Annotated in this window: 13 protein-coding genes; 11 read left to right on the forward strand and 2 right to left on the reverse strand. The window is 57.5% G+C overall.

What is annotated here, in order from left to right; all coding sequences use genetic code 11:
• Nucleotides 1-182 precede the first annotated feature (182 nt).
• Both F8A88_RS03405 and aspA read left to right on the forward strand, forming a co-directional pair.
• A complete protein-coding gene (locus F8A88_RS03405) occupies nucleotides 183-1,373 on the forward strand; it encodes an aromatic amino acid transport family protein (RefSeq protein WP_241667367.1) in 1,191 nt (396 codons plus the stop codon).
• 31 nt (nucleotides 1,374-1,404) lie between these two features.
• Complete coding sequence (gene aspA, locus F8A88_RS03410; RefSeq protein WP_151149662.1) at nucleotides 1,405-2,814, forward strand: aspartate ammonia-lyase; 1,410 nt, start codon at nucleotides 1,405-1,407, stop codon at nucleotides 2,812-2,814.
• A 12-nt stretch (nucleotides 2,815-2,826) separates the two neighbouring features.
• Here the strand turns inward: aspA and F8A88_RS03415 are convergent, their stop codons facing one another.
• A complete protein-coding gene (locus tag F8A88_RS03415) occupies nucleotides 2,827-3,594 on the reverse strand; it encodes a substrate-binding periplasmic protein (RefSeq protein WP_161598329.1) in 768 nt (255 codons plus the stop codon).
• Nucleotides 3,595-3,881: 287 nt separating this feature from the next.
• Here F8A88_RS03415 and F8A88_RS03420 point away from each other — a divergent pair, with 287 nt between their 5' ends.
• Nucleotides 3,882-4,658 (forward strand): septal ring lytic transglycosylase RlpA family protein, encoded by a 777-nt coding sequence (locus tag F8A88_RS03420; protein WP_151149666.1) that lies wholly within the window; start codon nucleotides 3,882-3,884, stop codon nucleotides 4,656-4,658.
• A gap of 93 nt (nucleotides 4,659-4,751) precedes the next feature.
• Here the strand turns inward: F8A88_RS03420 and F8A88_RS03425 are convergent, their stop codons facing one another.
• Nucleotides 4,752-5,192 carry a YMGG-like glycine zipper-containing protein gene (locus F8A88_RS03425; protein ID WP_151149667.1) on the reverse strand — a complete coding sequence of 147 codons (441 nt, stop codon included), beginning with the start codon at nucleotides 5,190-5,192 and terminating at the stop codon, nucleotides 4,752-4,754.
• Between the two features lie 155 nt (nucleotides 5,193-5,347).
• Here F8A88_RS03425 and F8A88_RS03430 point away from each other — a divergent pair, with 155 nt between their 5' ends.
• From F8A88_RS03430 to F8A88_RS03465, 8 genes are all read left to right on the forward strand, one after another.
• Complete coding sequence (locus F8A88_RS03430; protein ID WP_151149669.1) at nucleotides 5,348-7,969, forward strand: hybrid sensor histidine kinase/response regulator; 2,622 nt, start codon at nucleotides 5,348-5,350, stop codon at nucleotides 7,967-7,969.
• Nucleotides 7,970-7,982: 13 nt separating this feature from the next.
• Nucleotides 7,983-9,425, forward strand: a complete 1,443-nt coding sequence (locus F8A88_RS03435) for a sigma-54-dependent transcriptional regulator (RefSeq protein ID WP_151149671.1) — start codon at nucleotides 7,983-7,985, stop codon at nucleotides 9,423-9,425.
• A 404-nt stretch (nucleotides 9,426-9,829) separates the two neighbouring features.
• Nucleotides 9,830-13,369: a pyruvate:ferredoxin (flavodoxin) oxidoreductase gene (nifJ, locus tag F8A88_RS03440; protein WP_151149672.1), complete on the forward strand. Its 3,540-nt coding sequence runs from the start codon at nucleotides 9,830-9,832 to the stop codon at nucleotides 13,367-13,369.
• A gap of 189 nt (nucleotides 13,370-13,558) precedes the next feature.
• Nucleotides 13,559-15,265, forward strand: a complete 1,707-nt coding sequence (locus F8A88_RS03445; RefSeq protein ID WP_151149673.1) for an L-lactate permease — start codon at nucleotides 13,559-13,561, stop codon at nucleotides 15,263-15,265.
• Between the two features lie 105 nt (nucleotides 15,266-15,370).
• Nucleotides 15,371-16,750, forward strand: a complete 1,380-nt coding sequence (locus F8A88_RS03450) for an FAD-binding oxidoreductase (protein ID WP_151149675.1) — start codon at nucleotides 15,371-15,373, stop codon at nucleotides 16,748-16,750.
• Between the two features lie 11 nt (nucleotides 16,751-16,761).
• A complete protein-coding gene (locus F8A88_RS03455) occupies nucleotides 16,762-18,048 on the forward strand; it encodes a (Fe-S)-binding protein (protein WP_151149676.1) in 1,287 nt (428 codons plus the stop codon).
• A 41-nt stretch (nucleotides 18,049-18,089) separates the two neighbouring features.
• On the forward strand, nucleotides 18,090-20,204 hold the full coding sequence (gene pta / locus F8A88_RS03460; RefSeq protein WP_151149677.1) for a phosphate acetyltransferase: 2,115 nt from the start codon (nucleotides 18,090-18,092) through the stop codon (nucleotides 20,202-20,204).
• Nucleotides 20,205-20,209: 5 nt separating this feature from the next.
• A complete protein-coding gene (locus F8A88_RS03465; RefSeq protein WP_151149679.1) occupies nucleotides 20,210-21,418 on the forward strand; it encodes an acetate/propionate family kinase in 1,209 nt (402 codons plus the stop codon).
• The last annotated feature ends 69 nt before the right edge of the window (nucleotides 21,419-21,487 follow it).

Below are 21,487 nucleotides of genomic sequence, written 5' to 3' on the forward strand. Positions count from 1 at the left end.
GCCGAACGGCGTGGAAAGCGGATATCCGAAACAATGCATACAGGCAAGAAAAGATTGCGTAACGGAAATATACGGGTTTGCCTTGTTTGCCGTTTGCGTTAGCATCACCCCGGATTGACGGATGTTTTATCGAGGGGAATGCAATGGCTTCAAATCCCGGCGTATCAACGGGGGCCGTCGTGATGACGGCATTGATGGTGACGGGCAACATGGTCGGCGCGGGGATTCTCGCCCTGCCGGTGAACTTGGGGCCGTCCGGGCTGTATCCTGCAATAGCGGGCACGGTGTGCATGTGGCTGCTCATGACCACCACGGCCATGATTTATTCGCGCCAGAAGGCCCTTGTGGAAGGCGAAGGAGCGGATTTGCCCACGTTTTTCGGTTGCGAACTGGGCAGAACCGGCAAATGGATCAGCGTTGTCGCCAACATGGTCATTTTGTATGGATTGCTGACCGCCTATTTGGCTGGCGTGGGGTCCATCGTGGTCAACCTGTTCGACCTGTCCATCCCCGAATGGGCGGCTTTGCTTGCGTATTTCATTCCCGCGACCCTGCTGACGTCGTTCGGCGCGGAGGTCATGCGCCGGGGCAACACACTTTTGATGCTGTGCATGTGGGGCGCGTTTGCGGTTCTTGTTGCCTTGACCGTGCCGCACATGAGTTTTGCACGGGCTTCCATGCATGATTGGGGCTTTTTCCCGTCTGCGTTGCCCGTGCTGCTTACGGCTTTTCATTTTCACAATATCATTCCCACCATCTGCCGCACCTTGAAGCAGGATCGTGCGGCAATAACAAAAACCATCTGGATCGGCACGAGTCTCGGCCTGTGCATGAATATCGTCTGGATCGTGGTGGTCGTTTGCGCGTTGCCCATGAGCGGGTCCGGTGCCAACATCATCAATGCCTTTGAGGCCAACCAACCCGCAACGGTGCCGCTGGCCCGCGTCATCGGCGGTTCGACGTTCATGGATGTGGCGCTGCTCTTTTCCATTGTGGCAATGACTACGTCGTTCATGGCCAACGGCATTGCCCTGTTGAGTTTCATCGGCGACCTTGCCAGCCCGTTGGCGGGCCGGTTGCGCAACGTCGTTGTTTGGCCTGCGGCATTCCTGCCGCCGCTTTTCGTGGGCATTGTCTACCCGGATATCTTTCTTTCCGCTCTCGATGTCGCCGGGGGCGTCGGCATCAACATTCTTTTCGGCATTTTACCCGGCGTGCTTTTGATCAAGTATGCCAACGGCCGTGCCATGCACCGCTGGTTCGGCATGGTGCTGGTGGCGTTGTTTTCCATTGTTCTTGTCATCGAGCTGGGGCAGGAGATGGGCCTGTTGCACATTTCCCCGGATGTGGAGTACTGGACCGCAAAATATTAGCATGAACCCAAACGAAATTACGGAGTGAACCATGGGCAATGAATGCCGTTTGGAGCGGGATTGCGTTGGTGAACTGGAAGTGCCCGGTGATGCCTATTACGGCTGCCAGACGCTGCGGGCCATGAACAATTATCACATCACCGGGATTCCCATATCCCATTATCCGCGTCTGCTGGTCGCATTGGCCTACATCAAGATGGCCGCGGCGCAGGCCAATGCATCGCTCGGTCTGCTGGATGAGACAATAGCCCGGGCAATATGCCGGGCCTGCGAAGAGATCGTGGATGGCAAGCTCCACGACCATTTCGTTGTGGACGTGATTCAGGGGGGAGCCGGAACCTCCACAAACATGAACGCCAACGAGGTCATTGCCAACCGTGCGCTGGAGATCATGGGCCATGAAAAAGGCTGTTATGATGTCATTTCACCCAACACGCACGTGAATATGTCTCAATCCACCAACGACGTGTATCCCACGGCCTTGCGCATCGCCCTGATTCTGGAGATTCGCGAACTGATCGATGCGGTGGTCTATCTGCGCGAAGCATTTGAGGCCAAAGGGGTTGAATTTGCGGACATCATCAAGATGGGTCGCACCCAGCTGCAGGACGCCGTGCCCATGACTCTCGGTCAGGAGTTTCAGGCATGGGCGGTGATGGTGGGCGAGGACGAGCACCGTCTCATGGAGGCGCAGGGGCTTGTTCACGAAATCAACATGGGAGCAACGGCCATCGGCACCGGGTTGAATGCTCATCCGGACTATGCTCGCGCCGTGACCGAAAAGCTGGTGGAGCTGACCACGCTGCCGCTGGTGTTGTCTCCCAACCTTGTGGAGGCCACGCAGGACACCGGTGCCTATGTACAGCTTTCGGGTGTGCTCAAGCGCTTGACCGTGAAGTTGTCGAAGATATGCAACGATTTGCGCCTGCTTTCCAGCGGACCGCGTTGCGGGCTGAACGAAATCAATCTGCCGCCCATGGCTCCGGGCTCGTCCATCATGCCGGGCAAGGTCAATCCGGTGATTCCCGAGGTGGTCAATCAGGTGGCATTCAAGGTCATCGGCAACGATCTGACCGTGACCATGGCTGCGGAGGGCGGGCAGCTGGAGCTCAACGTCATGGAGCCCGTGTTGGGGCAGAGCCTGTTCGAATCCATAAACATCCTGCGGCGTGGCTGCCTGACCCTTGCAGACAAATGCGTGCGCGGCATTACCGCCAATGCCGACCGCTGTCGTGAACTGGTGGAAAATTCCATCGGGCTGGTCACGGCGCTTAATCCGTACATCGGTTATGAGCGATCCACGGAAATAGCCAAGGCCGCCATCGAAAGCGGCCGTTCGGTCTATGACATCGTGCTTGAGAAGGGGTATCTGACCAGCGAAGAATTGGAGGACATCCTCAAACCGGAGAACATGACCCAGCCGAGGTTTTTCCATCGCTGACGCTGGTCTGGATCAACGGTATTTTTCAAGGATGGCCTGGAAACGGCCATCCTTTTTCATTGCGGCCAGCTCACTGTTGAAGAGGGCAATGAACCGTTCCCATCTCTTTGTACGCGAGAATGCGAAAGCGTATGGCGCCGTGCCCAGCGGTTTTTCCGAAAATTCAAAATCATTTCTATTCAGTTCGAACGTGGTTCCCATCAGCCAGAGCGCCACGTTTTTGTTGGCCACTGCGGCTTCTGTGCGTCCGCGGGCAAGCATGAGCAGCATCGCCTTGGAGTTGGGTGCATTGGCCCGTTTGAGCTTTTGCGACGCAAAGAACGGTTCCAGCTTCGGATAGCGGTACCCGAAAACGCATCCGATTCTTTTTTCGTTGCGTTCGTGCGGCTGGCTGAAGTCCCATGTCTTGCCTTTTCGAAAGATCAGTACATCCTGCGAGTTCAGCACCGGGTCAGTCCACAGGTAATCGGCGGGATCGGTGACCCAGTCCCTGGACTTGGGATAGGCATCCACAGTGCCGTCACACAGGCGCATCAGGGCTCTTTTGTCGGGGTAGTTGATGAATTGGATTTCGAGATTGGCCGTAGCCGCGATTTGACGCATGACGTCAACCATTATTCCCCGCGGTGTTTTTTCGGCAATGATGTATGGAGGCCAGCCTTTGGCGGGAATGGCCATGACCATGGAATCGTCTTTGGCAATGGCCGGACCGGCAATGAGGAAACAGGTTGCAGCGAGCGCCAGCAGGAGCTGGCAGCGGGCCGGCCCGAAAGGGTGCATTTTGTTTGGGCAAAGCATGTTTTGGCTGATATCATGGGGATAGCCTATCAGAACAGCATTAATTGCACGCAGGGTGGGGCATGTGCAAATAGTGGTTTTGTCAATTTGTTGAACGCTGTTTATCGGCCTTTTAAATCTTATATTACAATGGGTTAATCGTAATATGTTGAAATGGCACGAGTTTTGAAAGATTAAGAGCCAGATTGCTTGTTTTGACAGTATTTTGGCTCGCCGGGGAGGAGGAGAACGACTCGGCGTGACCCTGAAAGGTTCACGAGGAGGACGACATGCACCGCATCAGTTTGATCATAGCTTTGCTGGCCATCGTGCTCATGTCCGGTTGTTCGGTCATGAACAAGGTCAACCCTTTCCCGCAGCATATTTATTCTTCTGCTCCGTCCACATCGGGCAGCGATTCTGCCACCCGGGCTTATGCGCCCAAGACCAAGCCGTATCGCGTGATGGGCGTGACGTATTACCCGCTCAAGTCTGCCAGGGGCTACGATGAAGTGGGCATGGCGTCCTGGTACGGCAGCGATTTTCATGGCAAGAAGACCGCAACCGGCGAGCGGTACAACATGTACGGCCTGAGTGCTGCACACAAGACCCTGCCGTTGGGCACCAAGGTTCGCGTGACCAATCTTTCCAACGGCCGCAGCGTATACCTGACCATCAACGACCGCGGCCCGTTCGTGCGCGGCCGGATAATCGACCTTTCCTATGGCGCGGCGCGCAAGCTCGGTTCCGTGAACCAGGGCGTAATTCGTGTGCGCATCACTGCCGTGGGCTCCTCGCCCGCTCCCCGCACATCCACCACAGTGGTTGCTACCCGTGCGGATCGTTTTCATGTCCGCGTGGGAGCATTTGCCAATCGTGACAACGCGGCCAAGATGTACCGTCAACTCAGGGCGGCAGGATATGAACAATCGCGCATCAGCATCGTCAACAGCAACGGTCGCAGGCTGCATGTGGTCCAGGCCGGCACCTATGCCAGCCGGGAGCAGGCTCGCCGCGTCCTTGACAGGCTCAAGAGGATGTTCCCCTCCAGCTACATAACCACCTAGCTTTGTGGTCCGGAACCTTTCGGAACAGCAATCGGAAAATGAAAAAGACCGCTCTGCCTGGCAGAGCGGTCTTTTTCTTGCGAATCGTCCGGGTTATTGTTTGAGTCGCCATTCCCCGTTTTCATCCCTGTAGGCCTTGGCCATGACCTTTTCTCCGTTGGGACCGTTCTCCGAGATGACCACGTCGCGATACACCCGGTTTTCCTGCATGTAGGGGGCGGAAGGCGTTGCCGTGTAGCTTTTGCCCGTGTCCGGGTTGGTCCAGGCATGGGCCTGATCCGAGCGGCCGGTTTCCAGCGTGTTCTGGATCTGGGATTCGTCATGCTTGTCCCATTCGTTGCCCACGATGTAGCCCATGAGCAGCCCCACGCCGGCGCCGATGGCCGCACCGGAAAGTTTGTTCTTGAACGTGAGCGCGCCGATTGTGGCACCGGCCAGGGCACCGATCCCGGCTCCCTGCTGGGCCTTGTTGGCGCAACCGTATCCCGTACCCAAGAATGCTGCCAACACAAGAAGTGTTATGATTTTTTTCATGTCATTCCTCCAGAAAACGGATTAATGTTTCGTGTATTTCATGCCAGAACCGAAGGGCTCTGTACAGCCGGTTTCGGGGCATAAGGCCTGATTTTTGCATTTGTCAGCTTCTGTTGGTATCGCCTTGAGCGTCATTCAAACACGGGAAATCGTTCATGAGAAATTATATATTTATTTTGGTCGTCTTGCTCCTGTTGCCTGCGCAGGCAGCATGGGCGCAGAAGCCCAAGAAAAAAGTTTTGTATCTGAACTCTTACCATCATGGATATGCCTGGTCGGACGAAATCCGCAAGGGGATAATATCGGTTTTGAACGATAGCGAGTTCACGCTTGAGGTTCAGACCGAATATATGGATGCCAAGAAATACAATTACAACTACATCACCAACAAGCTCGTCACCCTGTATCGCGACAAGTTCGCCGGGGAGAAATTCGACGCCATCATCGTTTCCGACAATGACGCCTTCAGTTTCGTCCGCCAACACCGTGCCGAACTTTTTCCAGGTGTTCCCATTGTCTTCTGCGGCGTGAACATGTCCCGAGATCCATTGGAAGTCGGTATCACCGGGGTTGTTGAGCGGCCTTCCATCATCGACACTCTGAACGTGGCGCTTTCCTTCCACCCCGGAGTAAAACGGTTGGTGGTGGTAGGCGATGAATCCACGACGGGCCGGTATATCCGCCAGCAGATCGAAAACGTCATGTCGGTCTTTGAAAAACGTTTGGCGTTCGAATACTGGACCAATATGGGCATGGGGGAAATGCTGACGCGAGTCAGGGAACTGCCTGACGACACGATACTTTTCTTCATTCCCATGTATCAGGAAGTTGACGGCCGGTTTTATACCGCTGAAGAGGTCATGGAGGAAATATCCAAGTACAGCACCGTCCCTCTCTACAGTTCGTGGCGATTCCTGCTTGGTCACGGCAGTGTGGGTGGCAAGCTGTTGTCCGGCCAGGACCAGGGGGCGCAGGCGGCCGAGATGGCCCTTGAGGTGCTGCGGGGAACACCGGTTTCCTCGATACCCATTGTGGACAAGCCGTCCGGGGAATACTGGTTCGACTACAAGGTTCTGAAGCGCCTGCATATTCCCGAAGACATGCTGCCCAAGGGCAGCAAGCTGATCAACACGCCCAAGGCTTTTTACGAATTGCCCAAGGAACTGTTCTGGACCATTATCGTCAGCCTCGGAATCTTGCTGGTGATCACCGTGTTTTTGGTCACCAACATTCATGAGCGCAAAAAGGGCGAAAAAAAGATCATGGACCAGCTTTCCTTTCTGGAAATCCTCATGGACACCATTCCGCAATTGGTGTGCTGGAAAGATGAAAATCAGCGATATCTCGGAGCCAACAGGGCCTTTACCAGCTTTTTCGGTCTGGAGCGGCCAAGCTCCATTGTCTCCAAGAGCGATCTGGCCCTGCTGGATCATACCCGCGAGTATGCCGAATGGGCCAATTCGCTGGACAGGGAGGTTTTTCGGACCCGCAAGTCCGTAACCAAGGCCCGTACCAAGGTGCAGGACCTTTTGGGCAATACCGTATGGCTGGAGATAACCAAGGTTCCCCTGTTCGACAGGTTGGGGCAGGTGGTGGGGACTCTGAGTACGGCCGAGAACATCACCAAGCAGCTCAGTCTTGAGAAACAGCTTTTGCAATCCCAGAAAATGGAAGCCATCGGGACGTTGGCAGGAGGGATTGCCCATGATTTCAACAATATTCTGACATCAATCATCAACTCGACCGAGCTTGCGATCAGTGATGTGACCGAGAACTCCGTGACCCAGAAGGATTTGAATCGTGTGCTCAAGGCTGCCCAGCGTGGCGGCAACGTGGTCAAGCAGATTCTGGCTTTCAGCCGTCCTTCGCAAGAGGGCTTCCGCCCTACGGATATGGGTGAGCTTTTGTACGAGGTGCTCGGGTTGGTCAAGGCTTCCCTGCCCAGGAATATCGATATCCGGACCGATATCCAGACGGGGTTGAACAGTGTGAATGCTGATCCGACACAGTTGCATCAGGTCGTTCTCAACCTGTGCACCAATTCGTTTCAGGCACTTCGCGCTTCGGGTGGCGTGCTCAAGGTGGAACTGGCCGAGGTCGAACTCGGGCTCGATGATGCCCGCATGCTCAACCTGCGGCCCGATACCTATCTCAAGCTGAGCATCAGCGACAACGGTCCCGGTATTCCGATGGATATTCTGGACAAGATATTCGATCCCTTTTTCACCACAAAGGACAAGACAGAAGGGACAGGGCTGGGGCTGGCCGTTGTCCACGGTATCGTCAAGGGCCACAACGGCGCCATCACGGTTTCCAGTTCCCCCTGGGACAATACGCGTTTCGACATATACCTGCCCAGCAACGAGAAGCTGGATGAAAGTGGTTCCATTCCCTTGCACAAGCTGGCCCCGGGCGTGGGACGGATTCTCTTTGTGGAGGACGATGAGGACCAGCTGCAGACGACGCCGCGCATTCTGGAAAGTCTCGGATACGACGTGGTTGCCACAAGCGATCCCATGGAGGTCATCGGCATGGTCGCTCGCGATCCCTACGTGTTTGATCTGGTGATTACGGATTTTGACATGCCCGATACCAACGGCGTGGAGCTGGCCCTGAGCCTTCAGGATACGGCCCCGCACCTTCCGGTCATGCTGGTGTCCGGCAGGGAAGACGCGGCCACCGCGGCCTCCCGATTGAAAAACATCAAACGCGTTGTTATCAAGCCCTACAACAAGAACATAATTGCCGAAGCCATTGATTCCGTGCTCGGCAGCTGACGGAGTGAGACAAGTGTCCAAGGTTCTGATTATCGATGACGACCATGAGGTGTGCGAAACCATAGAAAGTCTGGTGTCCAGGCTTTCTCACGAGGCGGTTTCCGCACACACCCTGACTGACGGGCTGGCCCGACTTGAAGACGGCGGAATTGATGTCGTTTTTCTGGACGTGCGCCTCCCGGACGGCAGCGGCATGGATATATTGCCTCACATCGCGGCCCACGCCGATGCTCCCGAAGTGATCATACTTACGGGCAGGGGCGATCCGGATGGCGCGGAGCTGGCCATCCAGCAGGGTGTATGGGACTACCTTCTCAAACCTTCCTCGGTGCGTGAAATCACGCTGACGCTCGGGCGGGCCCTCAAGTACCATGACCAGAAGCTGGGTCAGGCCGCGCAACAGAAGCTGAATCTGAGCGGACTTGTGGGCGAGGGGCCGGCCTTCAAGGCGATGCTCCGGCTTGCGGCGCAGGCCGCGGGCAGTGATTCCGCGGTGCTTATTACCGGCGAAACCGGTACGGGCAAGGAACTCATGGCCCGAATTATTCATCAGAACAGTTCCAGGTCCCAGGATAATTTCGTGGTCGTGGATTGCGCATCGTTGACCGAGTCCTTGGTCGAATCCACGCTTTTCGGCCACAAGAAAGGAGCCTTTACCGGAGCCCAGACCGACCGGACCGGGCTGATCCGCATGGCGGACGGCGGAACCCTGTTTCTTGACGAAGTGGGCGAAATGCCGCTTTCGTTGCAGAAGTCGTTTTTGCGTGTTCTGCAGGAGCGTACTTTCCGGCCTGTGGGCGAAACCCGGGAACAGACAAGTAATTTCAGGCTGCTCTCCGCCACCAACAAGGATCTTGAAGCTTTGGTGGAACAAGGAGAGTTTCGTAGCGATCTTCTTTTTCGGCTCAAGACGTTTTCCATGCACCTGCCGCCATTGCGGCAACGGCTGGACGATTTGAGGCCGTTGAGCCTGTTTCGGGTGGCCACGCTTTGCAAACGCTACGGGGTTGCGGAAAAAGGATTCGGTTCCGATTTCTTTCTGACGCTTGAAAGTTATGACTGGCCGGGGAACATTCGGGAACTGTTCAATATCCTCGAGCGGGCTGTGGTCAGCTCCGGGGAAGAAAAAACATTGTATTCCATGCATCTGCCGAGGGACCTGCGCATCAAGGTGGCCAGAAAACAGGTGCGCAGGTTTACGGGGTCGGATGTGGATTCCGATGCGCCGGAAGAGGCGGTTTCCGAAGGCGTCCGAAAAATCGGACACGACCTTTTCAGCGAGATATACGAACAGCCTCTGCCCACCCTGCGGGAGTTTAAGTCCATGGCAGAAAGGGTATATTTGAGTGAGTTGATCCGTCGGTGCGAGGGGGATTCCGCTCAGGTGCTGAAATTGTCCGGTCTTTCCCGTTCGCATTTTTACGCGCTTTTGAAGAAGTATGACATAACCATGTAAGCCCGATTTACCACAGCCTGTCTGGCCGCCTTCTTTGGAGGGCGGCTTTTTTTTATCCGATTGTAACGGAAATTTGTGGGGTCTGATTTTTCAGACAGAAAGGTGGTCCTTTTATATCAGGTGGTTATGAAAATCTTGTTGGCGTTGCGTGTCATTTCTGCCGTGCGTGATGAAGGTCTGCCTTTTTTGCTGTCTGAAAAAAAAGACAACATGAAGGCAGATTATCATGAGAATACGTGTAGAATTATGTTAATAGCTGAAATTACATCTATTTTTCAAACTCATCTACTTTGGCACATATTTTGTTCTAGGTCTGTCCTGAATCCAGAGAAATTAAAGGTCGTGTTCAACCGATACTGTTCTGTCGCATTTGCGTCGAACGTTTCTTTCGTAAGGAGAAGACAATGGCGAAAAAAATGAAAACCATGGACGGCAACACCGCTGCCGCACATGTATCCTACGCCCTGAGCGAATGTGCGGCGATCTACCCGATCACGCCTTCCTCCAATATGGGCGAAATTGCCGACGACTGGGCCGCCCAGGGTCGCAAAAACATTTTCGGACAGACCGTCAAGGTTCGCCAGCTGCAGTCCGAAGCCGGTGCAGCCGGTGCCGTGCACGGTTCCCTGTCTGCCGGCGCGTTGACCACCACGTTCACCGCGTCCCAGGGACTGCTGCTGATGATTCCGAACATGTACAAGATCGCCGGTGAATTGCTGCCCGGCGTTTTTCATGTTTCGGCCCGTGCCGTTGCCGGTCATGCGCTTTCCATTTTCGGCGACCATCAGGACGTCATGGCCTGCCGCCAGACCGGATTCGCCATGCTGGCTGCCGCGTCCGTGCAGGAAGTGATGGACCTTTCGCTGGTGGCGCACCTGTCCACCATCGAATCCAGCGTGCCGTTCCTGCATTTCTTTGACGGTTTCCGCACCTCCCATGAAATCCAGAAGATCGAGACCATCGATTATGATGATATGGCCGGTCTGGTGAACATGGAAAAGGTTGAGGCCTTCCGTGCCCGGTCCATGAACCCCGAGCATCCGCAGATCCGCGGCACCGCACAAAACCCGGATATCTACTTCCAGGGCCGTGAAGCCGCCAACCCCTACTACGACAAGCTCACTGACATCGTTGTGGCTGAGATGGAAAAGGTCAGCAAGTTGACCGGCCGTCCCTACAAGCCGTTCGACTATGTGGGCGCTCCTGACGCTGATCGTATTGTCGTGGCCATGGGCTCCGGCTGCGAGGCCATCGAAGAAGTGGTCAACCACATGGTTGCCGCGGGCGAAAAGGTCGGCCTGGTCAAGGTCCGCCTGTATCGTCCGTTCTCCATCGAACATTTCCTGAACGTCCTCCCGGCATCCGTTGCCCGCATCACCGTGCTGGACCGCACCAAGGAGCCTGGCGCTCTCGGCGATCCCCTGTATCAGGACATCTGCACCGTGTTCGCGGAAAAGGGCAATGCCCCGGAAGTCATCCCCGGTCGTTACGGTCTGGGCTCCAAGGAGTTCACCCCGGCAATGATCAAGTCCGTGTACGACAACATGGGCGAGGATGCTCCCAAGACCCACTTTGTGGTGGGCATCGAGGACGACGTCACCAATACCTCCCTTGTTGTGGCCGAGGCCCTGGATACAACCCCGCAAGGCACTGTACAGTGCAAGTTCTGGGGCCTCGGTTCCGACGGTACCGTCGGCGCCAACAAGCAGGCCATCAAAATCATCGGCGACAACACCGACATGTACGCTCAGGGATACTTTGCCTACGACTCCAAGAAGTCCGGCGGCATCACCGTCTCCCACCTGCGTTTCGGTGAAAAGCCCATCCAGTCCACCTACCTTGTGGCCGCGGCCGACTACGTGGCCTGCCACAAGTCCAGCTATGTTCGCCAGTACGACGTTCTGGACGGCATCAAGGACGGCGGCGTGTTCGTGCTGAACTCCGCCTGGAGCGCCGAGGACATGGAGCGCAAGCTGCCCGCGTCCATGAAGCGCGCCATCGCCGAAAAGGGACTGAAGTTCTACAATGTGGATGCCGTGAAGATCGCCACCGAGGTGGGTCTGGGCAACCGCATCAACATGGTCATGCAGACCGTGTTCTTCAAACTTGCAGACGTGATCCCCTTCGAGCAGGCAGTTGATCTGCTCAAGGACTCCATCCAGAAGGCTTACGGCAAGAAGGGCGACCACATCGTCAAGATGAACGTGGACGCCGTTGACAAGGCCGTTGACGCCCTGACGGAGATTCCGGTGCCTGCCTCCTGGAAGGATGCCGTGGATACCGACACCCCCGAGAACAACGATCCCGAATTCATTCGCGACGTTGTTCGTCCCATCCTGGCTCAGAAGGGCGACAACCTTCCGGTTTCCTCCTTCAGCGCCGACGGCATCTTCCCGGTGGCCACCTCCAAGTTCGAAAAGCGCGGCGTGGCCATCATGGTACCCGAATGGATTGCCGACAACTGCATCCAGTGCAACCAGTGCGCGTTCGTTTGCCCGCACAGCGCCCTGCGCCCGGTGCTGGTCAACGATGACGAGGCTGCCAAAGCTCCGGAGAGCTTTGCAACCCTGGACGCCAAGGGCAAGCAGTTCAAGGGCCTCAAGTATCGTATGCAGGTCAACACCATGGACTGCCTGGGCTGCGGCAACTGCGCCGACATCTGCCCGGCCAAGGACAAGGCTCTGGTCATGAAGCCTCTGGCTACCCAGGTGGAAGCCGAGGTTCCCAACTTCGATTTCAGCGAGACCGTTTCCTACAAGGATGACCTCGCTGCCCGCAACACGGTCAAAGGCAGCCAGTTCCAGCAGTCTCTGCTGGAATTCTCCGGCGCCTGTGCCGGGTGCGGCGAAACCCCGTACGTCAAGGTGCTGACCCAGATGTTCGGCGAACGCATGGTCATCTCCAACGCCACGGGTTGTTCCTCCATCTGGGGTGCTTCCGCTCCCACCACGCCGTACTGCGTGAACAAGGACGGACACGGCCCGACCTGGGGCAACTCCCTGTTCGAGGACGCTGCCGAATACGGTTACGGCATGAACATGGCCGTGGAACAGCGCCGTGCACGCCTGGCCGACAAGGTCGAGGCTGCTCTGGCCGATGCTTCCGGCGAACTGGCCGAAGCCATGCAGGGCTGGCTGGACAACCGTGACGATTCCGTCAAGTCCCGCGAATACGGCGACGCCATGAAGGCGCTGCTCAAGGGTGAAACCGAAGGCCTGCTGGGCGAGATCGCCGGTATGTCCGACCTGTACACCAAGAAGTCCGTCTGGGTCTTCGGTGGTGACGGCTGGGCCTACGACATCGGTTTCGGCGGCGTGGACCATGTGCTCGCTTCCGGCGAGGATGTGAACATTCTGGTCATGGATACCGAGGTCTACTCCAACACCGGCGGTCAGTCCTCCAAGGCAACCCCGCTGGGTTCCATCGCCAAGTTCGCTGCCGCAGGCAAGCGCACCGGCAAGAAGGATCTGGCCCGCATGGCCATGACCTACGGCTACGTGTACGTGGCTTCCGTGGCCATGGGCGCGGACAAGGCCCAGATGATGAAGGCATTCCAGGAGGCCGAAGCCTACCCCGGACCGTCCCTGATCATCTGCTACGCACCGTGCATCAACCAGGGCATCCGCAAGGGCATGGGCAAGACGCAGGAAGAGCAGAAGCTGGCCGTCAAGTCCGGTTACTGGCCCCTGTATCGCTACAACCCGCAGCTGGCCGATCAGGGCAAGAACCCGTTCCTGCTGGAGTCCAAGGACCCCGACGGAACCCTGCAGGAATTCCTCTCCGGCGAAAACCGCTATGCCATGCTGGAACGCTTCTATCCCGAAGCTTCCGAGGCCCTGCGCGCCAAGATCGAAGAGGACTACAACGCTCGTTACGAAACCCTGAAGCACATGGCGTCGGCTGATCATTTTGCGGCTGCCGATTCCGCTGAAGGCGAAGAATAATAGGCCGAACCCGCCGGGCATCTCGGTGCCCGGCGGTTACGGGACCTGCCTTCGGGCGGGTCTACATATAGATCATTCATGCTGCCGCAAACGGGTCGGGGCAAGTGCGGTATGCCCCGGCCCTGCGGCTCCATGGAACTCAGGCAGAGGATGACGTAGTTTCAATCAATTTTTGAGGAGGAGTTTGGAATGTCCATTGAAGTGCTCGCTTTGGTTGCACTGCTGCCTATTTTGGTAGCACTTATACTCATGGTGGGAATGCGCTGGCCTGCCACCAAAGCCATGCCCCTGGCATGGCTCACGGCCGCAGCCGGTGCAATCGCCGTTTGGGGGCTTCCCGCCAAATACGTTGCAGCCCTGACCCTTCAGGGGTTTGTAACCGCCATCGGCATTCTGATTATTGTTTTTGGTGCGATTCTCATTCTGCGCACCTTGCAGCAGTCCGGCGGGATGGAGACCATCCAGTACGGAATGCAGAACATCACGGGTGACCGCCGCATCCAGGCCATTATTATCGGCTACATGTTTGCCGCGTTCCTGGAAGGCGCCGCCGGCTTCGGTACCCCCGCAGCTCTGGCCGCTCCGATCCTGCTGTCCCTCGGGTTCCCCCCGTTGGCAGCGGCCATCATCTGTCTGGTGTTCAACTCGTTCCCGGTTACTTTCGGTGCGGTCGGAACCCCGGTCGTGCTCGGCCTCAAATTCCTGGCCCCGGCCGTCGATCAGGCTGTGAGTTCCGGTGCTGCCGTGAACTTCCAGAACATGGGTGACTTCAACATGCTGATCGGTCAGTGGGCCACGGTCATGAACATCGGCATGATCTTCATCCTGCCCATCTTCATGCTCGGCTTCATCACCCGTTTCTTCGGTCCCGAGCGCAGCTGGAAGCCCGGTCTGGCCGCCTGGAAGTTCTGCGTGTTCGCCGCTGTTTCCTTCCTGGTGCCTTACCTGTTCTTCGCCTGGAACGTGGGTCCGGAATTCCCGTCCCTCATCGGTGGTCTGGTCGGTCTCGGCGTGATCATCGCCGGTGCCAAGGCCGGTTTCTGCGTGCCCAAGGAAAGCTGGGACTTCGGTCCCGCCGACAAGTGGGATCCGGAATGGACTGGTTCCGTTTCCAACGACGGTGCCGAGTTCAAGGCGCACATGAGCCAGTTCAAGGCTTGGCTGCCGTACATCCTCATCGGTCTGATCCTCGTGGTCACCCGTATTCCCGAACTGGGTCTCAAGGGCTTCCTCGCCTCCAAGGCCATCTCCTTCAAAAGCATTCTCGGTTTTGACAGCGTCAATGCCTCCATCAAGTACCTCTACCTGCCCGGCACCATTCCGTTCGTGCTGGTCGCCCTGCTGACCGTGCTCATCCACGGCATGCCCGGCGGCAAGGTCAAGGCTGCCTGGGGACAGGCCATCGCCACCATGAAGAACCCCACCATCGCCCTGTTCGCAGCGGTCGCACTGGTGTCCATCTTCCGTGGGTCCGGCATTGCCGATGCAGCCCTGAACCCGAACAACTATCCGTCCATGCCGTTGGCCATGGCCAAGGCCGTTGCCGCCATTACCGGTAACGCATGGCCCATGTTCGCCTCCTTCGTGGGTGGTTTGGGCGCGTTCATCACCGGCTCCAACACCGTGTCCGACCTCCTGTTCGCCGAGTTCCAGTGGGGCGTAGCCTCGCAGCTCGACCTGCCCCGTCAGATCATCGTGGCCGCACAGGCTGTAGGTGGCGGCATGGGCAACATGATCTGCATTCACAACATCGTCGCTGCCTGCGCCGTTGTGGGACTCTCCGGCATGGAAGGACAGATTCTCAAGAAGACCGTATGGCCCTTCCTGCTGTACGGACTGGTTGTCGGCGTTGTCGCCAGCCTGATGAGTTTCGTGTTCCTGCCGCACCTGTACTAGGGTATACTGGGGGAGCGGAGTGCCGCTCCCCCGTCTTGAGCCCTCCGGGTTTTGTGTTCGTGTAGTTAACGCAACAAACTGATGAATATTTTTGAGGAGTCTGTGATGACTAAAGATGCCATCATCAAGGATTTTGAGGCAATTGTCGGTTCCGACAATGTCATGACCAGCGAAACCGATCGCCACACCTATTCATATGATGCGGCTGTGCTGGATTCCGTCATGCCCGCTCTGGTGGTCCGCCCCACCAATAGCGAAGAATTGGGCAAGACCGTCAAGCTCTGCAACGACAACGGCCTTCCCCTGACCGTTCGCGGCGCAGGCACCAACCTTTCCGGCGGAACCATTCCGCATCCGGGCGGCGTGGTCGTGCTGACCAACGGCCTGAACCGTATTCTGGAAATCAACGAGCAGGACATGTACGCCGTGGTCGAACCCGGTGTTGTCACTGCCAAGTTTGCGGCCGAAGTCGCTTCCAAGGGTCTTTTTTATCCCCCGGATCCGGGTAGCCAGACCGTTTCCACTCTCGGCGGCAACGTTGCCGAAAACGCCGGTGGCCTGCGCGGCCTCAAGTACGGCGTGACCAAGGACTACGTCATGGGCGTGGACTTCTGGGACGTGGACGGCAACCTGATCAAATCCGGCTCCCGCACGGTCAAGTGTGTGACCGGCTACAACCTCGCCGGCCTCATGGTCGCCTCCGAAGGCACGCTGGGCGTGTTCGACAAGCTGATCCTGAAGCTGGTTCCGCCCGTGCTGGCCGCCAAGTCCATGATGGCCGTGTTCCCCTCCATGAAGGCCGCATCCGAAACCGTTGCCGCCATCATCGCCAACAAGATCGTTCCGGCCACCCTGGAAATCATGGACAACTTCACCATCCGTACGGTGGAGAACTTCCGCAAGGCCGGACTGCCCACCGATGCAGCCGCAATGCTGCTCATTGAAGTGGACGGCCATCCCGCACAGGTCGAGGACGAGGCCGCCAAGGTCGAGGAAATCTGCAAGCAGAATTCCGCTTCCGAAATCAAGATCGCCAATGACGCCGCCGAACGTGACGCCGTGTGGCAGGCCCGCCGCGACGCGCTGCCCGCACTGGCCAACCTCAAGCCCACCTGCGTGCTTGAAGACGCCACCGTGCCCCGGTCCCAGATCCCGGCCATGATCGCCGCACTGGACGAAATCAGCAACAAGTACAACCTGACCATCGGTACCTTCGGTCATGCCGGTGACGGTAACCTGCATCCGACCATCCTTACCGACAAGCGCGATACCAAGGAGTGGCAGCGTGTCGAGGAAGCCATTGAAATGATCTTTGATCGTGCACTGGCTTTGGGTGGTACGCTTTCCGGCGAACACGGCATCGGCCTTGCCAAGTCCAAGTTCATCGAGTCTGAAACCAGCCCCGGTACCCTTGCCTATTCCCGCCGCATGAAGTCCGTGCTCGATCCCAAGGGCATCCTGAACCCCCACAAGATCATAGGCTAGGGAGGACAATCATGGCTGATATTCATCAACTCGCGACTATGCTCAAGGAGCTGGACGACCAGTTGGTCGGCTGCATGCGTTGCGGCATGTGCCAGGCCGTCTGTCCGCTCTTTGCCCAGACCGGTAAGGAATCCGACGTCACCCGCGGCAAGCTGGCCCTTTTGGACGGGCTTGCCTCGGAGATGCTCAAGGACCCGGAAGGGGTCAACGAAAAACTCAACCGCTGCCTTTTGTGCGGCACCTGCCAGGCCAACTGTCCGAGCGGCGTGAAGATTCTGGACATCTTCATCAAGGCCCGCGCCATCATGACCGGCTACTTCGGTCTTTCTCCCGTGAAGAAGGCCATTTTCCGAGGCATGCTGGTGAACCCGAAGCTGTTCAACCACCTGTTGTCGTTCGGTTCCAAGTTCCAGGGACTGTTCACCAAGAAGGCGGACGACATGCTCGGTTCTTCCTGTGCCCGGTTCCAGGCTCCCGTCATCGGCGATCGCCACTTCAAGGGACTGGCCAGCAAGCCCCTGCACAAGATCGTTCCCGAGCTGGACACCCCGGCAGGCAAGAGCGGCAAGAAAGTGGCCATCTTCGTTGGTTGCGTCATCGACAAGATCTATCCCAACGTGGGCGAGGCCACCCTCAAGGTGCTGGAGCACCACGGCGTGGGCGTGTTCATGCCTGCAGGCCAGGCCTGCTGCGGCATCCCCACCATCTCCAGTGGTGACACCTCGTCCTTTGACAAGTTGGTCGAGGAAAACCTGGCCCTTTTTGAAAAGGGCGAGTTCGACTATCTGATCACGTCGTGTGCAACCTGTACGTCCACCATCAAGGAACTCTGGCCGAGCATGTATCAGGGCAGTTCCGCCAATCGCATGAAGCTTCGCGATCTGGCCGCCCGGACCATGGACATCAGTGAGTTCCTCGTGGACGTGCTGGGTGTCGAGCCCGCCAAGGTGGGCGGCAACAAGACCGTGACCTATCACGACCCTTGTCACCTCAAGAACTCCCTGGGCGTCACTGCACAGCCCAGAACGATAATCAAGGCAAGCTCCGGCTGCGAGTACAAGGAAATGGCGGAAGCGGGCACATGCTGCGGCAGTGGCGGCAGCTTCAACATCGCCCACTACGACCTGTCCAAGAAGATCGGTGACCGCAAGGCGGAAAACATCGTCAACTCGGGCGCTTCCGTCGTGGCCACCAGTTGTCCTGCCTGCATGATGCAGATCACGGACATGCTCTCGCAGAAAAAGGCCGGAGTTAATGTGAAACATGTCATGGAGCTATACGCCGAAGGCCTCCGCTAGCCACGGCGTTTGCTACTGACGAACCGTCAACAGGAATGGCAATGTCCACCAATTTGTACATTACGGCGACAGAAGAGAGAAGCGGCAAGTCCGCTATAGTTCTCGGTGTCATGCAGTTGCTTTTGCGCGAAGTGCGCAAGGCGGCGTTCTTCCGCCCGATCATCAATGATCCGGGCGACGGCCACCGGGACCACGACATCAATCTGATACTCAGCGAATATCAGCTCGATATTCCCTACGAGGACACTTACGCCTACACGCTGAAAGAGGCGCGCGAACTGATCAATTCCGGCCAGCACGCGCTTCTTTTGGAGAATATTCTCAAGAAGTACAAGCAGCTGGAAGCAAAGTACAATTTCGTGCTCTGCGAAGGCACCGATTTCCAGGGCAAGGACTCGGCATTCGAGTTCGACCTCAACGCCGATATCGCCGCCAACCTCGGCGCGCCGGTGATGGTGGTTGCCTCGGGCCGCAAGAAGGCCTCAGACGAAATCGTGAGCCTGACCCAGCTGACTGTTGATGCTCTTGAAGAGAAGGGCCTTGATGTCGTCGCCGCAGTCATCAACCGCGTGAGCCACGAACAGGACACGCAGGACATTGTCTCCAGAATACAGAGCAAGGCGCAATGCGCCGAGTTGCTCGTCTATGCCATCGCCGAAGACGAAAGCCTCGGCAATCCGAGCATGGGCGACGTGTGCCGCTGGCTTGACGGCCAGATCCTCTACGGCCACGGCCGCATGGACACTCTTGTGGACAACTACATCATTGCAGCCATGCAGATCGGCAACTTCCTCGAATACATCGATGAAGGCAGTCTGATCATCACTCCCGGGGACCGCTCGGACATCACCCTTGCATCCCTTGCGTCCCGCCTGTCCAGCTCATACCCCAATATTGCCGGGGTGGTGCTGACCGGGGGCATTGAACCGTCACCTACCGTACACAGACTGATCGAGGGCTGGACCGGCGTCCCGGTGCCCATTGTCTCCGTTCAGGGGCATACGTATCAGGCCACCCAGAAGCTCAACGAGCTTTACGGCCGGATCCAGCCCGACGATCAGAAGAAGATTGCCTCCGCGTTGGGGCTTTTTGAATCCAGCGTGAACGTTCGCGAACTGCGCGAACGCGTGGTGGAGCGCAAGTCCACCAAGATCACGCCCAAGATGTTCGAGTACAGCCTTGTTGAAAAGGCCGCCTCGGACCGTCAGCGCATCGTGCTGCCCGAAGGTACGGGCGAGCGCGTCCTGCGTGCCACGGACATTTTGTTGCGCCGTGCCGTCGCGGACATAACCCTGCTCGGACCGGTGGACGAGATCCTGAACAAGGCCAATGGATTGGGACTTGACCTTTCCGCTGCCCAGATCATTGATCCGGTCCAGTCCGAGATGTTCGGGGACTACAAGCAGACCTACATGGAGCTGCGCAAGAAAAAGGGCGTGACCGAAGACATCGCCCATGACCGCATGGCCGACCCGACCTATTTCGGGACCATGATGGTCTTCAAGGGAGCGGCTGACGGCATGGTTTCCGGTTCGGTCAATACCACTGCCCACACAATTCGCCCGGCGTTCGAGTTCATCAAGACCAAGCCCGGCGCAAGCATTGTTTCCTCGGTTTTCCTGATGTGCCTCAAGGACAGGGTGCTGGTATTCGGTGACTGCGCCGTGAACCCCAACCCTGGCGCTCCCCAGCTTGCTGAAATCGCCATTTCCTCGGCCCATACTGCACGCATTTTCGGCGTTGAACCTCGTGTGGCCATGCTCAGCTATTCCACGGGTTCCTCCGGGGCGGGCGCGGACGTTGAAAAGATCATCGAAGCCACCGACCTGGCCCGCAAGCGCGCCCAGGAGTGCTGCCCGGACCTGCCCATCGAAGGCCCGCTGCAGTACGACGCGGCCATTGACCCGGCCGTGGCCGCCACCAAGCTGCCCGGCAGTGACGTGGCCGGACGCGCCACCGTGTTCGTTTTCCCGGATCTGAATGCCGGGAACAACACCTACAAGGCTGTTCAGCGTGCCGCACAGGCCGTGGCCATCGGCCCTGTGCTTCAGGGCCTGAACAAGCCCGTCAACGACTTGTCCCGCGGTTGCACCGTGCCCGATATCGTCAACACCGTGGCCATTACCGCCATTCAGGCCCAGGCCGAGAAGGAATAGAAAATATGAAGATTCTTGTACTCAATTCAGGCAGTTCCTCCATCAAGTACCAGCTCATCGACATGGAGGACGAGTCTGTCCTTTGCAGCGGACTGGTGGAGCGCATTGGCCTTGAAGGCGGTGTCGTCGTCTACAAGAAGGCACCCGATACCGACGCCGAGACCAAGACCTCCATCGACATGGAGGTTCCCTCCCATAACGAGGGGCTGCTCAAGGTCATCGAACTGATCACCACTGGCGAAACCGCCGTGATCAAGGACAAATCGGAAATCGGCGCTCTGGGACACCGCGTCGTCCATGGCGGTGAGTACTTCAGCGAACCCACCGTGGTCGATGACGAGGTGATCAAGGGCATCGAAGCCTGCATCCCGCTGGCTCCGCTGCACAACGCGGCCCACCTTGCCGGAATCCGGGTCGGAGCCGACCTGTTCCCCGGCGTTCCCCAGGTGGTCGTGTTCGATACCGCCTTTCATCAGACCCTGCCCGAGCATGCATACATGTATGCATTGCCGTATGAACTCTATACGGAAAACAAGATTCGCCGTTACGGAGCTCATGGCACGTCCCATAAGTTCGTTGCGGGCGAAATGGCCAGGATTTTGGAAAAGCCGCTTGAAGACTGCAACATCATCACCGTGCACCTTGGCAACGGCAGTTCCATGTCGGCCGTGAAGAACGGCAAGTGCGTGGACACGTCCATGGGCCTGACCCCCCTGGCGGGTCTGGTCATGGGGACCCGCTGCGGCGATATCGACCCGGCCGTGGTGGCCTACCTGGCTCGCAACAAGGGCATGAGCGTGGATGAGATCGACACACTGCTCAACAAGAAGTCCGGCCTTGAAGGCATGTGCGGCATGTCCGACATGCGCGACATTCATGCCGCCGCGGACAAGGGTGACAAGCGCGCTGCCATGGCTGTGGCCGTGCAGACCTATCGCAACAAGAAGTACATCGGTTCCTACATGGCCGCCCTCGGTCGTGTGGATGCCATCGTCTTTACCGCAGGCATCGGCGAAAACGACGACATCGTCCGTTTGGAGAGCCTGCGCGGAATGGAAAATCTCGGTATCGTTGTGGACGAAGCCGCAAACGCGGAACGTTCCAGTGAGCCGAAAAAAATAAGTGCCGACAACAGTGTTGTCGACGTGTGGGTTATTCCCACCAACGAGGAACTGGCCATCGCACGGGAAACGCGGGACGTTCTCGCTTCCTAGTTTTTGGTCGGTCCAATACGAATTCCCTCTTTGTGCGGGGGCGGCCCTTGGGCCGCCCTGAGGGAGAAA

The sequence above is a fragment of the Pseudodesulfovibrio senegalensis genome, from assembly GCF_008830225.1.
In the GTDB taxonomy this organism is placed as follows: Bacteria; Desulfobacterota; Desulfovibrionia; order Desulfovibrionales; family Desulfovibrionaceae; genus Pseudodesulfovibrio; species Pseudodesulfovibrio senegalensis.